The following is a 14,042-nucleotide window of genomic DNA, read 5'->3' as shown; positions in this document are numbered from 1 at the left end:
GTTGGATAACATCATAGATATTATTTTTTTAATTTATGGCTTCTAGTTTAACAAATTAGGAGCGCTTTTTTCTGATTATTTTCTATCGTTCAACACTTCTGCAACTAAAGGAACTTGATATATCATTTCCATCCCTAACAGAACAACAAAAAATCGCTGATTGCCTTACTTCTATTGACGAAGCGATCGCCGCACAAAGTCAGGCGATCGAGTTGCTGAAATTGCATAAAAAAGGACTAATGCAGCAGCTATTCCCATCGGTTGAGGAGGTAAAAGGATGAGCAGCTTGACCGCATTTCACGCAGACATTAAAAGCATCCTCGAACAGGCACGGAGCAAAGCGCGATCGGCGGTGAATGGTGTTGACGATTCTCTACACACTGTGTAGAAATTTGAAAGCGAGAAAAACATTTGATTGAGAGGTGAGAGGATGAAATAGCTATGATTATTCTTATCTCTTGCATAATCAAAGGATCTAAATCAATGGATAAACAACTGCAAATTCTGCAACAAAAACTAGAAGCAGCAGCCCAAAGAACAGACGAACAGGGAATTGAGTTTTGGTTTGCCCGCGATCTACAAGCCCATTTAGGCTATGCCCGATGGGAAAATTTCCAGACCGCAATCCAACGTGCTACAGAATCCTGTGAAGCTACGGGGTACAAGGTGTCTGATCATTTTCGTGGTGTCACGAAGATGATCGAGGTGGGTAAAGGTGGTATGCGCGAAATTGATGACTTCATACTCACCCGCTATGCCTGCTACCTAATTGCACAGAACGGCGATCCGCGTAAACCAGAAATTGCCTTTGCTCAAAGCTACTTTGCCGTGCAAACCCGCAAACAAGAGTTAATTGAAGACCATATGCGTTTGCAAGCCCGACTAGAGGCTCGCGATCGATTAAGGGAATCAGAAAAAGCCCTGTCCCAAAATATCTTTGAGCGTGGCGTAGATGATGCTGGCTTTGGTCGGATTCGATCGAAAGGCGATCAAGCGCTATTTGGCGGTTACACTACCCAAGACATGAAAGATCGCTACGGTATAGTCAAAAACCGTCCATTAGCCGACTTTTTGCCCACATTGACAATCGCTGCCAAAAATCTTGCTACTGAAATGACAAATCATAATGTGGAGCAGACTAACTTGCAGGGTGAACGCGCCATTACCCAAGAACATGTGCAAAATAACGCCAGTGTGAGGGATATGCTAGGACAGCGAGGTATTCAACCAGAAAACTTGCCTCCCGAAGAAGACCTGAAAAAGCTAGAACGGCGAGTAAAATCCGCAGAAAAAAAACTAGCAAAGGATACTAAACTTTTGCCTCCTAATGATAACAACACCTAATGACAAAAGTGTTTCATCGAAAGAATAAGCTATCTACCAATCATGACTGAACAAAATCAAAAACAACTAGGCACAACCCTTTGGGGCATAGCCGATCAACTGCGTGGAGCTATGAACGCGGATGACTTCCGTGACTATATGCTCTCGTTTTTATTCCTGCGCTACCTCTCTGACAACTACGAAACCGCCGCCCAAAAAGAACTAGGGTCAGACTATCCAGAAACCACCCCTACCCCTCCAGAGGAGGGGAATAAGCAGAAAAATTCCCCTCCTCTGGAGGGGTGGCAGGCAAAGCCTGACGGGGTGGTCTCTACGCCGCTTCAACTCTGGTATGACCAAAATCCAGACGACATCGCCGATTTTGAAAAACAGATGCGCCGCAAAGTGCATTATGTAATCCAACCGCAATACCTCTGGGGCAGCATTGCGGAAATGGCTCGCACTCAAAACAAAGGACTACTTGAAACCCTGCAAAAAGGCTTTAAATATATTGAAAATGAATCCTTTGCCAGCACATTCCAAGGCTTATTCTCAGAAATTAACCTAGACTCTGAAAAACTTGGCAAAAAGTACCCCGATCGCAATGCCAAACTCTGCACCATCATTCAAGCGATCGCCGAAGGACTCGAAGAATTTTCCACCGACAGCGACACCCTTGGCGATGCCTATGAATACCTGATCGGACAGTTTGCATCAGGCTCAGGCAAAAAAGCAGGGGAATTTTATACACCTCAACAAATTTCTAGCATCCTGTCAGCGATCGTCACCCTCGACAGCCAAGACCCCACCACAGGCAAAAAGAAACATCTTGATAGTGTGCTTGACTTTGCCTGTGGCTCAGGCTCACTACTGCTCAATGTGCGAAAAAAGCTAGGAAAGGAAGGCATCAGCAAAATCTACGGGCAAGAAAAAAACATCACCACCTACAACCTTGCACGGATGAATATGCTGCTGCATGAAGTCAAAGATTCCGAATTCGAGATTTTTCACGGTGATACCCTAACCAACGATTGGGAGATGCTAAAGGAAGCCAACCCCGCCAAAATGCCCAAATTTGATGCTGTAGTTGCCAACCCACCCTTTAGCTACCGATGGGAACCCACCGAAGCGATCGGTCAAGATGGGCGGTTTAAAAATTACGGACTAGCCCCAAAATCCGCCGCCGACTTTGCCTTTTTACTGCATGGTTTTCATTACCTCAAACCCGAAGGCACAATGGCGATCGTGCTACCCCACGGCGTACTATTTCGAGGCGGTACAGAAGAAAAGATTCGCACTAAACTCCTAAAAGATGGCAACATCGACACCGTAATCGGCTTACCCGCCAACCTGTTTTACTCGACAGGCATCCCAGTCTGCATTTTGGTACTCAAGAAATGTAAAAAGCCCGATGATGTGTTATTCATCAACGCCGCCGAATACTTCGAGAAAGGCAAGCGTCAAAATCGACTGCTACCAGAACATATCGACAAAATCATTGACACTTACCAATTTCGGCGATCTGAGGAGCGTTATGCTCGACTTGTATCTATGGAAGAAATTGAAACCAATGGCTACAACCTTAATATTTCTCGCTATATCAGCACCGCCATCACTGAGGAAGAAATCGATCTAGCTGTGGTAAATTCCACTCTAGTCGAGGTGAAGCAGAAAATTGATGATTCAGTAAGAAAGCATAACCAATTTCTCAAGGAGCTTGGTTTACCACCTTTGCCATAATGGATATATTAATCAATCAGCAGAATGCGATTATTCATCGTTGCGGATTCCATAGCGGTAAACTGATGGTAAAAATACTACCCTCATTTGGTTTGGACATGAGACTGATTTTGCCATTCATGCCTTCCACTAAGCTCTTGGCGATCGCTAAGCCCAGACCAGTACCATCGCGGGAACGGGTGGAAGGATCGTCACTGCGATAAAAACGCTCAAATACTCGCTGTTGGTGAACAAGGGCAATGCCAATGCCGCGATCGCATACATGGATCATTGCTTGTTCTTCTCTAGTTTCTAATTGAATTTCCACAGGATCGGCGGAATATTTAATGGCATTATCTACTAAATTAATTAAAACCTGTTGCAGCCGATCTTGGTCAGCCAGAGCGACAATATCTTGATCTTGGGCTATGGCTGTGACCGAGCGATCGCTAACCTTGGCACTCATCGATGCTACTTCTGCAACTAAGGTATTTAAAAAAACAGGAGCCTGCCGAAAATGTAAATTACCACTATCGGCACGGGCAAGATCTAATAAATCTTGGAGCATCTGGATCGTGCGCTCGGTTTCGGCGCTGGCAGTGGCGATCGCTTGTTTTTGATAAATACTAAGGTTATCGCCACGGCGCAGCAAACTCTGCAAATAGCCACCGATCACGGTTAGAGGTGTGCGTAACTCATGGGAGACATTGCCGACAAATTGACGCTGCTGCTCCCAAGCACTCGATAACCTTTGGAGCATTTCATTAAAAGTCTGCGCCAACCCCAAAATCTCATCGGGAGCTTTTGCTAGTTGCAGTTTAGCAGCACTAAGATCGTCAATGGAAATCAGACTTGCCATCTGACTCATTTCTTGCAAAGGCGAGAGGGCTTTGCGAATCCGCAGGGCGATCGCCACAATCAAGATCATTGTTGCACTGATACTAACGATGATTAACCCATAAATGCCATTATTTAACTGCAATTGGTCTTTGGTAATATCTTGGGAAAGATAAACCTTGCCAACAAGTTTTCCATTTACTGTTAGATTATTACCGCACATCACCACATAGCGATCGCCGATTTGGATTACCTGCGGCGTAGTTGGCACTTGGGTATCGCCAATATTTTGTATGTCTGCGGATAGGTCATAATCATTTACTGATTTGGCAATAACTTCGCCATTGTCTCCCTTGACGAGAATCGCTAATTCTGAAGTGGCAACCCTATTGGATGTGCGCTCTATTCCTGCCTTAATGCCCCCAGTTTCCATATACATTTCCACTTGATCGGGAAACCGCATCGCCACATATTCCAGCATTTGCTTATGACCATTAACTACGGTCTGTTCCATCCGCCAACCCGCCCAAACCGTCACCCCCGTTAAGCTAATGACGGACAGGGCAATTAGTTCTACGGTCAAACGAAACTGAAGTGAGGTGGAGGAAACTCGCTTTCTCAATATATTCGCGATCGCAGTTCTAATTGATTTATACATTTATTTCACGGGTTCGACAGTGCCGCCTCGCGTCACCGCCGAATATTAAAAAATTTTAGCGGTGTGCTGCTGCACATCAAACTCAAAACGTTGGCTATAGTTAGTTATACCGTAGATATTAAAACTGATCGTGGGTTCATCACCGATCACTTCAACTTGATGAATTGCCTCAGGCATCAGACAGAGAATATCGCCAGATGTAAGTGTATGCTCTCCTGTTTTAGTAAGGCGATCGGGATATTCAGCACTAGGCGATCGCTGCCAAAAAGTATTCTTCTCCTCGCCATCAATCAGCGCCACAATTCCCCAAGTGGCATGATTATGAATTGACGAAACACGCTGTGGCGACCAAGCGACTGTCTGCACCGTTAGCGCAAAATCTGGCTCATCATAGATCATCTGTACCGACCAACCTGTTTCGTGATCGGGTAGGGCAAAACTAGTCAAAATCCATTCCGAATCATTAAGCAATCGCCGCACTAATGGACAGATTTTTTGCAATCGCAAGCGATCGTCTGCTTCTTGCCAAATAATATTTTCAACATCGGTAAGAAATCGATAGAGCCGATAGGGGATGGGATATTTTCCTGTGAATGAATCTTCTTGCAAATCTTGTTGGATAGATTTAAAGGGAATACATTGACTCTCATTAGTAACTAACCAGTCCTGAGCGATCGCTTGCATTTATTCTCCTGATTGCACTAGATTTCAAGCCTTCCATAATAAACTTTAGCCTGAAGTATCGGTTTGCTTCCTTTAATCTACAGCCAAGTCTGGGATTGTAAATGAGGGGTAAGTGACTCTAAGATAAATCTTTGATGAAGACTCCCTTCAACTTGTCTGCAAGCTTTATGTAATATCCATCTACTCCTCATCTGGGACTCATTTTTCTCTTCTTTAATAAATTCAGTCTTAAATTCATCCCCATATTTTACCTAAACAATTTCTATGAAAGCTAAGTATCTGACCACTTTGACCGCGATCGCCTTGTTAAGTGTTGGCACAGTAATCTCCTCAGTCAAGCCAGAATCTATCCAACAATTTTTGTCTGAGGCGCTCACTGGTGATGCCGCCTATGCCCAATCTTCAGTCGGCGGCTCGCTTGCCAAAAAGTTGCAAGGTAAGCCCGTTGTGGTAGATATCTATGCTAGTTGGTGTTCTGCTTGCAAAAACATTGCGCCAACCCTTTCCCAACTGAAACAACAATATGCAGGCAAAGTTCACTTTGTGGTGCTAGATGTATCAGATCGCTCTTCTACAGCCAGATCTGAGGCGATCGCCAAAGAGTTAGGACTCAGTGCTTTCTTTGCTGCTAATAAAACACAAACAGGCTCGGTAGCTATCGTTGATCCTTCCACAGGCAAAATCCTGTCGCAACAACGCAATAATGCCAATAAAGCCACCTATACCAAGGTCTTAGATGCTGCTTTAGCTAAAAAATAAGGTGATCGCCTATCCCAATCCCTTTTTCCTTCATCTAATCAATATTTGCTATCTAAAAAAACATGAAAATTAAGTATCTTGCTTCATTAGCAGCGATCGCGCTCTTGAGTTCGGGTGTATTCATTGCTTGCGCCACACCTGAAGCACCCAAAGACAATGCTGTCAGCACGACAGCCACAGTTGCAACTAAACCTGATCCTTGTGCGGCAAAGAAAGCAGATCCTTGTGCAGCGAAGAAAGCAGATCCTTGTGCGGCAAAGAAAGCAGATCCTTGTGCAGCGAAGAAAGCAGATCCTTGTGCGGCAAAATCTGCCTCTGCCGCTTCTATTGGTGGACCTCTGGCGCAAAAGTTGCAAGGCAAACCCGTCGTGGTTGATGTCTATGCGAGTTGGTGTTCAAAATGTCAAAATATTGCCCCAACCGTCTCTGAACTGAAGAAAGAATATGATGGCAAAGTGGAATTTGTGGTACTAGATGTATCAGATAAAAACACTACGGCGGCGGCGGAAGCTACTGCTCAAGAGCTAGGGCTGAGCAAGTTTCTTGCCGAGAACAAAACTCAAACTGGTTCGCTCACAATTATTGATCCCGCCACAGGCAAGATCTTGGCTCAACATCGTAACAATACTGACAAAATGGCTTACACCAAGGTTTTAGATGCTGCGCTGACAAAGTAATCTTAGCAAGTATTCCTCCTCACTCAAAAATTATCGGTGCAGCACTTCGCGCTGCACTGATAATCCTTAACAATATCGATTTTAGGAAACCTCTATGAAACCCCTTCAAGATAGCGATCGCGAAACCGATCTTGCTATGCCAACTACTACCAATAACAGTCCCAAAATTCCCAAAAAATGGTTTGTTTTTGGAGGTTTAGCACTTCTAGGCTTTGGACTTGCTCTATTCATCACTGCTCCTATATCTCAAGCATTAGAATATGCCATCTCCGTTGTAGAAAATCGCTATCAAGAATGGTTCGCGCAACAAGATACTGCGAATCCTTTGGTACTAATGCCCCTCGCATTTTTTGGTGGTTTGATCGCCAGTGTTTCTCCCTGCATTCTGGCAATGCTGCCCCTAAATTTGAGTTATATCGGCACGCGCAACATTACCTCTCGCAAGGATGCCTTGATCAAAGCGGGAATGTTTGTACTTGGCAATGTGATTATTCTGAGCCTATTTGGATTAGTCTCTTCCTTCGCAGGGTTGGTAATCGTGGAATATCGCGGTCATATCAATGTGGTAGTCGGCACGATTATTTTAATCATGGGACTTGGTTTGTTGGGCTTGATTAAGATTCCTTTGCCTCAAATCTATTTTGATGGCAATAACTTTGGTCCCTTCGGAATCGGTTTAACCTATGCCTTGGTTAGTTCTCCTTGTGCTAGTCCTGTGCTGTTCGCAGTGCTGGCGGCTTCGGCAGCAAGTGGTTCGCAAGTTCTATCGATACTGACGATGGTAAGTTATGCTTTGGGCTACACAATTGTAATTTTCTTATCTAGTTTGCTGACTGGTTTCGCCAAACAAGCCAACCTGCTGCTCAAATATTCAGAAGGAATTACCAAGTTTGGCAGTGTCGCTTTAGTCATTGCTGGAATTTATTATCTGTTTTCAGGCATACAGTGGTTTATTGGCGGTTAAGTTCTGTAAAATAACCTGAGGTTAATCAGTTTTCAGATCATGCCCCAAAAAATATTATTTGTCTGTTTAGGCAATATTTGCCGATCGCCTGCTGCGGAAAATATTATGAATCATCTGATTGCAGAACAAGGACTAAGCGATCGCCTGGTCTGTGATTCAGCAGGGACAGGGGGCTGGCACGTGGGCGCACCACCAGACAAACGAATGCGAGCCGCCGCCGCCGCGAGGGGAATGAATTTTGTCGGTGCAGCGCGACAGTTTCAGCCCCAAGACCTACAGGAGTTTGATTTGATTTTGGCAATGGATAAGGACAATTACCGCGATATCCTCGCCCAAGATCCCCAAGGTAAATTTCGCGACAAGGTAAAAATGATGTGTTCCTATTGCCAGAAACATCGCGATCAAGAGGTTCCCGATCCTTACTATGGCGGTGCGGCAGGTTTTGACTATGTAATTGATCTTTTATTTGATGCCTGCGGAGGACTTTTACAAACTATTAAAGGAAATGTTTAATCCCATGTTACCCACCCCAAATATTTCTCTAGCGGCATTTATCGCCCCTGATGCGGTCATCGTTGGTGATGTGCATCTCGCGGAGCAGGTGAATGTTTGGTACAAAGCGGTTATTCGGGCAGATGTTAACCGTATGGAAATTGGCTTGTGTACTAACATTCAGGACGGTGCAATTTTGCATGGTGATCCCAATCAGCCGTTAGTGATTGGTGAATATGTAACTATCGGGCATCGAGCGATCGTTCATTGTGCCGAAATTGGGCGTGGTTGCTTGATTGGCATGGGCGCAATTCTGATGGAAGGGGTCAAAATTGGCGCGGGCAGTATTGTTGGCGCGGGGGCAGTTGTGACTAAAGATGTGCCTGCGGGAGTGGTGACGACAGGTGTACCTGCTAGGGTTTTGCGAGAATTGTCTCTGGAGCAGCAACAGGAGGCGATCGCCCATGCTCAGAATTATTATCAATTAAGTTTATTGCATCTGAATACCTAATGAACACCTAAAAGGTTTGCCCCCAAAGCGATTCAGCCGTTTATAGCGGCTTCCTTTATATATTTTCCGTAAGGATTGGGTAAAATCCAAAAGGACATTGCTTGAAACAGGGCAAATTAAGAAAAGACTTTAATCATGCAAATAATCATTCAGAAAACCATTCAAACAACCATTCAAACAACATTGCAAAAGACTTGGCTTAGGCTGCTTGCAGGTGGGATTGCTGTGCTCATCCACCTCACAACAGGGGGCGTGGCATGGGCGGCAAGCATTCCTAAACAAGCAGAGCCGAAATTTCAGGGCGTGCCTTTGCAATGTTTTGTGTCCTTAGCAGATGCAGCGCGATCGCCCGAATCACAGGTGGCGGCTTATACCGAAATTGCTAATAAATATTTGGATTTAGATAGCCCTATGAAGGCAAAGGATATCTTAACAAAGAGCATCACGGCTGCCAAAGCGATCGCCAATCCATCGATTAAGACCTTTGCCCTGATCGATGTGGCAGGGCGCTTGAATAAGGCGGAGCAGAAACCCTTGGCGGTGGAGTCCCTAGATGCCGCTTTGCCTGAAATTAAAAAGTTAGAGGAGCCTGTCGATCGCGTATTTGCCAATATCAAAGTTGCTGAGGGCTATGGCGAAGCAGGTCAGAAAGAAAAGGCAGAAAACCTATTGGCTGATGCGGGTCAGGCTATTGTGGAAATTATTGAGGCTTATCCTCGATCGCGTGCCTATGCGGCGATCGCTAATGTCTATACGGCGATCGGTGATGATTTTCAGTCGGAAGCAGCTATTTCAGCAGCAACTGACCTGCTACCCATGATTGAGGATCGCAATGTCAAAACTAGGGCGCGGGTAGAGATAGCGGGTAGCTATGCCCAAGCGGGCAATCATGCTAAGGCGGTGGCTTCTTTGACGGCGGCTTTTGAAGAGTTTGATGCAATCCGTGATGACGCGATCGCAAAGGCAAAGGAAAGTGCTAAGGCAGCCAAGGTTACTAGCCAGTCCCAAGCCAATGCTAAGGAAGTGGTTAAGGCTGATCCCGATCAAGAATTAAAACTAGTGCAAGCCTCGGCAATCAATAATGCTGAACTTTTAAAGACGCGATCGCTATTTCTGGTTGCAGGTCAATATATTGTTTCTAAGCAGTATGACAAGGCGTTAGAGGTAATTAGCAATGTTGATCCCCTGTCGTTGGAAAAACGGGTGGGCTTGGCAAATGTGGCGATCGCCTATGCTAAGGATCAGAGCCAATCAGAAAAGGCGGCACAATTATTTGCCCAAAGTCTGCAAGGGCTGGAGCAAATCCCCCCTTCCATTGATGTATTCACCTTGTTTATCGAAATCGGGCGACAATACCAAAATCTCAAACTGACCGAACAGGCAAACCAAGCATGGAATCAGGCATTAGCGATCGCCAACAATTTGGCACAGCCCACTGATCGTTTATTTGCACTCAATAATATTGCTAGTGTCTATGGTGAATATGCACTAACGGACAAGGTGGAGCCGCTTCTGCTCGCAAGTATGGAGATTACTAAAACTGTCACCGATATCAATATCCGCTCTAGGGCGCTTTCAGATATCAGCAGTACCTATTGGGCGATCGGTCAACGCGATCGCGCCCAAGCACTCGCCAAGGGCATCGCCAATCCTAACGAAAAAGAACAGCTATTAAAGTTATTTGCCTGTGCCAAATAAATAAAAACCAAGGTTTGAAATTATGGCTTTGCCGTAATTTCAAATCCACAAAAAATAACAGGCGTTGCTTTGCAACGCTTTTTGTTTTTGGCAGGTTTTAGTTACATAATGAGAATTGCTAAAATGTTGCTATTTTGTCCGTTGGTAAATCGTGGAAATTTTATGTATTAGTAATGGGCATGGCGAAGATATCATCGCAGCAAGAATCTGTATTGAACTCAGAAACTTAGGATTTGCAGCCATTGCTTTGCCATTGGTGGGGGTTGGGAATGCCTATAGCAAAGCAGAAATTCCCATCGCCTCACAATTTACTAAAAAAATGCCATCGGGTGGCTTTGTCCGCATGGACAGCCGCCAACTCGCCCGTGATGTCCAAAGCGGACTCGCAGGTTTAACCCGCCGTCAACTAGGATTTGTCTGGCAATGGTCACGCGATCGCCGCCATCAAAAAAAGCTAGTTCTAGCCGTTGGTGACATCGTGCCACTGCTATTTGCATGGTTGCCTGCCCAGTTTGGCGGTAGTAACTTTGTTTTTGTGGCAACCGCTAAATCAGAATATTATTGGCGCGATCGCCAAAGCCCATTACCCCATATCAAAAAGCCCTTTGGTGGTTCCATCTTTTTCCCTTGGGAACGCGCCTTAATGAATAGCAATCGCTGCAAAGCCATATTTGTACGCGATTTACTCACCGCCGAAGTTCTCAATCAAAATTTTAAATTGCCAGCGCTCTATCTCGGTAATTCGATGATGGATGGATTAGAACCGCAGGGGCTAGACTTGGGCATTGGCGCAGATGAATGGGCGATCGCCATCTTACCTGGTTCGAGATCGCCAGAGGCTTACGAAAACTGGCTCACCCTCATGCTTTGCGCCCAAGTGACTGCCAGAACTATTCCCTATAATGTGCATTTTTTAGCAGCGATCGCCCCCGACCTCGATCGCGAAATCATCGCCCAAAGCATCATCCAAAAGGGATGGCTCCGCCTTGATGAGAATACGTTTAAAGTCCAAAATGCCAGATTAGTTTTGTTAGAGAATGGATTTAGTGATTGTTTGCATCAATGTCACCTCGGACTAGCAATGGCGGGAACTGCCACCGAGCAGATGGTGGGTTTAGGTAAACCCGTAATCACAATCGCGGGTAATGGTCCCCAATTTACGCGCCAATTTGCCGAAGAACAGGCAGATCTCTTGGGCTGTAGCATTAATCTCATTGATAAACCTGCTCAAGCCGCCGAAGTCCTGCAAAAAATCCTCCAAGATCCCGATTATTTCCAAGAAGTAAATCTGAATGGTCTAGAGCGCATGGGGCAAGCTGGCGCTTCGATGCGAATCGCTAAGCATATAGCCAGTTTATGAAATATGGTAAAATCCTTGCAACCAAAGATTTTGAATAGTCAGTTATAAAGTAAATGAATATTGATAAACTTAAATCTCAGATTGAAGAGCAACGAAATCTACTAAATACGGATAGACTCGATCTTTCATTTGGCGAGATCATGAGTATGTATGAACGTGAAGAAATAATAATTAAGCCAGCATTTCAAAGATACTTTCGTTGGAATGAAGGACAGCAAACCCGCTTTATTGAGTCTATTCTCTTAGGAATCCCAATACCTCCGATATTTGTGGCAGAGACTCCTGATGGCGTATGGGAACTAGTTGATGGTCTTCAGCGAGTGTCCACTGTACTTTCTTTTTTTGGCATTTTAAAAAGTGAGGATCAAGGTATTCGAGATAAAAACAATTGGACTTTATTAGAAGGGGAAAGAGTTGAAGCCTTAGACGGTTTTAATTATGAAACTATACCTAATCAATTTCGTCTTAATATTAGAAGAGCTACTTGCAGGGTTGAGATTCTTAGATGGAATAGTAGCTATGATATGCGATTTGAACTATTTAATAGGTTAAATACAGGCGGTTCTCCTTTGACTTCTCAGGAAATTAGAAATTGTATTTATAGGGATATTTCTTCTGAGTTTAATGACTTTCTGAAAGAAGTTTCTAGCGATTTAAACTTTCTAAGTTTAATTGAATTGAGTAATGAGCAAATGGAGCAACTCTACAATGAAGAACTCGCATTAAGATTTATTTCTCTGTATCGAAATCTTCATAGTGTCAAGACTAGTATTGCTCAACACATGACTAACTTTATGAAGTCAGCATTAGATGACGAGGATTTTGAATATGCAAGGTATAGGGATGTTTTCTTGAATGTCTTTGCTTTATTACAGCCATTAGGAAGTAAGATTTTTAGGCAGGAAAACAATAATCAATTCGCAACAGCACTTTATGATGTCATTACCATTGGTGTTGCTGAAAACTATGATTATTATCAGTCTCAGCCAATCAAGATTATATTGGATAAAATTAATAATGAAGTCCGAAAAGATTCTGTTTTACTACAATTTTCCAGAAGAGGCGGGAACAATCAGAGGACGAGAATTATTAACCGACTCAAGCAAGCAAAACGTATATTTGGAAATTATTAAGAAACAAGCTTTTAAAAATGACTCCAAACCAATTTAGTTTTTTAGAGCAAGAGATTATATCAGAAATTGATGAAAGAAGAGATCTGATGCTCAGGCTTAAAGTCTTGTTAAAGCGAATTCAGTTAGATATGGACAAACAGCTTTTTCTTTCATATTCCATACCTATAGTTTATTCTGTTTGGGAAGGTTTTGTGAAAGCAGCTTTTCAAATATATATAAAAGAACTAAACAAACTAAGGATTAATATTGATGATATATGCGATCCAATTTTTGTTTATCACATGGAATCCAGCTTTCCTCAGTTGAAAAAGTATCCACAGGATTTTAAGGACAAAGTTAAACTATTCAATAATTTACAAAAGACCTATTCAAACAATACACTTTACATTTATTTAGAAGTGAACACAGAAAGCAATGTGAATTTTAAGGTAATAAATAGACTTTTGAATGATTTTAACCTCGCGAAAATAAAAGACTATATAGAGCCTAAATATTCACTAGCAAGTGAGTTGGACGGATTTCTGCTGAAAATCAGAAATGCAACTGCTCATGGAGATAAATCAATAGTTGTGTCAGAGGACGATCTATTCAGAGCCATCTCACTGGTAGAGAAGTTAATGGACTTGGTATTTGAAAGAATTAGAGATGGATATATAAATGAATCGTATAGAAAGCCGCAGAGCTAATTTACATGGCAACAGTAAATTTCTCAAAAAATAGGTCAGCTCTCAGAAGTAAATCTAAACGGTATAGAACGCATGGGACAAGCTGGTGCTTCGCTGCGAATTGCTAAGCATATCGCCAGTTTGTGAAAGGTTACTTCCTAGTTCTCGGCTTAGGAATTAATTTCTCAATGGGAACATCTTCGTTGAGCATATAGTTTACCGCCTTGTCATTCAGGCACATTGCCTTAGAGAGGAGCGATCGCGCTGTGCTGTTGGGGGGCAGATATAACTGAATAATTTTGCGCTTGATCAATGGTGACTGGCTAGTAAACTGCTCTCTAGCGCTGCGCCATTCGCGATCAGAACGACAAAATAGCCGCATTGCTAGATCCACGGTGGGCTGTTTACAATTGATGTCATCATTATTCAAAAACGAATAGAGGCGATCGTAACGGCGGCTGATTTCTTGCTGTAAATAATTCGTTGATGGAAAAGTAGGTTATAACAAGATGTAGATAATGTGTAACGTTAAAAAAGAAAGACAAAAGCATGAAAGTAACAT

At 43.5% G+C, this 14,042-nt stretch carries 15 protein-coding genes; 12 read left to right on the top strand and 3 right to left on the bottom strand.

Annotated features, from left to right (window positions below; all coding sequences use genetic code 11):
• Positions 1 to 71 precede the first annotated feature (71 nt).
• The 3 genes from H6F44_RS24140 to H6F44_RS19820 all read left to right on the top strand — a co-directional run bounded on the left by H6F44_RS24140 (position 72) and on the right by H6F44_RS19820 (position 3,063).
• Complete coding sequence (locus H6F44_RS24140; protein WP_190352780.1) at positions 72 to 281, top strand: restriction endonuclease subunit S; 210 nt, start codon at positions 72 to 74, stop codon at positions 279 to 281.
• Between the two features lie 202 nt (positions 282 to 483).
• Positions 484 to 1,344, top strand: coding sequence for a DNA damage-inducible protein D (dinD, locus tag H6F44_RS19825; protein ID WP_190352778.1), 861 nt, complete (start codon positions 484 to 486; stop codon positions 1,342 to 1,344).
• A 42-nt stretch (positions 1,345 to 1,386) separates the two neighbouring features.
• Positions 1,387 to 3,063 (top strand): type I restriction-modification system subunit M, encoded by a 1,677-nt coding sequence (locus tag H6F44_RS19820; protein ID WP_190352776.1) that lies wholly within the window; start codon positions 1,387 to 1,389, stop codon positions 3,061 to 3,063.
• A 34-nt stretch (positions 3,064 to 3,097) separates the two neighbouring features.
• On the opposite strand, the gene H6F44_RS19815 is transcribed toward H6F44_RS19820, so the two are convergent.
• Positions 3,098 to 4,537 (bottom strand): sensor histidine kinase, encoded by a 1,440-nt coding sequence (locus tag H6F44_RS19815; protein WP_190352775.1) that lies wholly within the window; start codon positions 4,535 to 4,537, stop codon positions 3,098 to 3,100.
• A 45-nt stretch (positions 4,538 to 4,582) separates the two neighbouring features.
• Positions 4,583 to 5,221: a cysteine dioxygenase family protein gene (locus H6F44_RS19810; RefSeq protein WP_190352773.1), complete on the bottom strand. Its 639-nt coding sequence runs from the start codon at positions 5,219 to 5,221 to the stop codon at positions 4,583 to 4,585.
• 264 nt (positions 5,222 to 5,485) lie between these two features.
• Here H6F44_RS19810 and H6F44_RS19805 point away from each other — a divergent pair, with 264 nt between their 5' ends.
• From H6F44_RS19805 to H6F44_RS19765, 9 genes are all read left to right on the top strand, one after another.
• Positions 5,486 to 5,980 (top strand): TlpA family protein disulfide reductase, encoded by a 495-nt coding sequence (locus H6F44_RS19805; protein ID WP_190352771.1) that lies wholly within the window; start codon positions 5,486 to 5,488, stop codon positions 5,978 to 5,980.
• A gap of 62 nt (positions 5,981 to 6,042) precedes the next feature.
• Positions 6,043 to 6,657 carry a thioredoxin domain-containing protein gene (locus tag H6F44_RS19800; RefSeq protein WP_190352769.1) on the top strand — a complete coding sequence of 205 codons (615 nt, stop codon included), beginning with the start codon at positions 6,043 to 6,045 and terminating at the stop codon, positions 6,655 to 6,657.
• Between the two features lie 136 nt (positions 6,658 to 6,793).
• Complete coding sequence (locus H6F44_RS19795) at positions 6,794 to 7,621, top strand: cytochrome c biogenesis protein CcdA (RefSeq protein ID WP_407681881.1); 828 nt, start codon at positions 6,794 to 6,796, stop codon at positions 7,619 to 7,621.
• Positions 7,622 to 7,660: 39 nt separating this feature from the next.
• Positions 7,661 to 8,134: a low molecular weight protein-tyrosine-phosphatase gene (locus tag H6F44_RS19790; protein ID WP_190352765.1), complete on the top strand. Its 474-nt coding sequence runs from the start codon at positions 7,661 to 7,663 to the stop codon at positions 8,132 to 8,134.
• A gap of 4 nt (positions 8,135 to 8,138) precedes the next feature.
• A complete protein-coding gene (locus tag H6F44_RS19785; protein ID WP_242016671.1) occupies positions 8,139 to 8,624 on the top strand; it encodes a gamma carbonic anhydrase family protein in 486 nt (161 codons plus the stop codon).
• 135 nt (positions 8,625 to 8,759) lie between these two features.
• Positions 8,760 to 10,322, top strand: a complete 1,563-nt coding sequence (locus H6F44_RS19780; protein WP_190352761.1) for a tetratricopeptide repeat protein — start codon at positions 8,760 to 8,762, stop codon at positions 10,320 to 10,322.
• A gap of 151 nt (positions 10,323 to 10,473) precedes the next feature.
• Entirely contained in the window at positions 10,474 to 11,682 is a 1,209-nt protein-coding gene (locus H6F44_RS19775; RefSeq protein WP_190352759.1) for a lipid-A-disaccharide synthase-related protein, read from the top strand.
• Positions 11,683 to 11,735: 53 nt separating this feature from the next.
• The gene (locus H6F44_RS19770; RefSeq protein ID WP_190352758.1) at positions 11,736 to 12,815 is read left to right on the top strand and encodes a DUF262 domain-containing protein; all 1,080 of its coding nucleotides are present in this window, start codon (positions 11,736 to 11,738) and stop codon (positions 12,813 to 12,815) included.
• 17 nt (positions 12,816 to 12,832) lie between these two features.
• Complete coding sequence (locus tag H6F44_RS19765) at positions 12,833 to 13,501, top strand: MAE_28990/MAE_18760 family HEPN-like nuclease (RefSeq protein WP_190352756.1); 669 nt, start codon at positions 12,833 to 12,835, stop codon at positions 13,499 to 13,501.
• Positions 13,502 to 13,631: 130 nt separating this feature from the next.
• On the opposite strand, the gene H6F44_RS19760 is transcribed toward H6F44_RS19765, so the two are convergent.
• Positions 13,632 to 13,943 (bottom strand): hypothetical protein, encoded by a 312-nt coding sequence (locus H6F44_RS19760; RefSeq protein ID WP_407681880.1) that lies wholly within the window; start codon positions 13,941 to 13,943, stop codon positions 13,632 to 13,634.
• Positions 13,944 to 14,042: the final 99 nt, after the last annotated feature.

Source organism: Pseudanabaena cinerea FACHB-1277 (assembly GCF_014696345.1).
In the GTDB taxonomy this organism is placed as follows: domain Bacteria; phylum Cyanobacteriota; class Cyanobacteriia; order Pseudanabaenales; family Pseudanabaenaceae; genus Pseudanabaena; species Pseudanabaena cinerea.
Note: the sequence above shows the minus strand (reverse complement) of the source record. Positions and strands in the feature narration are given on the sequence as shown.

Bases quoted from the DNA above. Each gene is read 5' to 3' on its own strand.
- H6F44_RS19795 (WP_407681881.1), top strand. From the start codon at position 6,794: ATGCCAACTACTACCAATAACAGTCCCAAAATTCCCAAAAAATGGTTT.
- dinD (WP_190352778.1), top strand. From the start codon at position 484: ATGGATAAACAACTGCAAATTCTGCAACAAAAACTAGAAGCAGCAGCC.
- H6F44_RS19785 (WP_242016671.1), top strand. From the start codon at position 8,139: ATGTTACCCACCCCAAATATTTCTCTAGCGGCATTTATCGCCCCTGAT.
- H6F44_RS19815 (WP_190352775.1), bottom strand. From the start codon at position 4,537: ATGTATAAATCAATTAGAACTGCGATCGCGAATATATTGAGAAAGCGA.
- H6F44_RS19805 (WP_190352771.1), top strand. From the start codon at position 5,486: ATGAAAGCTAAGTATCTGACCACTTTGACCGCGATCGCCTTGTTAAGT.
- H6F44_RS19820 (WP_190352776.1), top strand. From the start codon at position 1,387: ATGACTGAACAAAATCAAAAACAACTAGGCACAACCCTTTGGGGCATA.
- H6F44_RS19810 (WP_190352773.1), bottom strand. From the start codon at position 5,221: ATGCAAGCGATCGCTCAGGACTGGTTAGTTACTAATGAGAGTCAATGT.
- H6F44_RS19780 (WP_190352761.1), top strand. From the start codon at position 8,760: ATGCAAATAATCATTCAGAAAACCATTCAAACAACCATTCAAACAACA.
- H6F44_RS19790 (WP_190352765.1), top strand. From the start codon at position 7,661: ATGCCCCAAAAAATATTATTTGTCTGTTTAGGCAATATTTGCCGATCG.
- H6F44_RS19800 (WP_190352769.1), top strand. From the start codon at position 6,043: ATGAAAATTAAGTATCTTGCTTCATTAGCAGCGATCGCGCTCTTGAGT.
- H6F44_RS19765 (WP_190352756.1), top strand. From the start codon at position 12,833: ATGACTCCAAACCAATTTAGTTTTTTAGAGCAAGAGATTATATCAGAA.
- H6F44_RS19770 (WP_190352758.1), top strand. From the start codon at position 11,736: ATGAATATTGATAAACTTAAATCTCAGATTGAAGAGCAACGAAATCTA.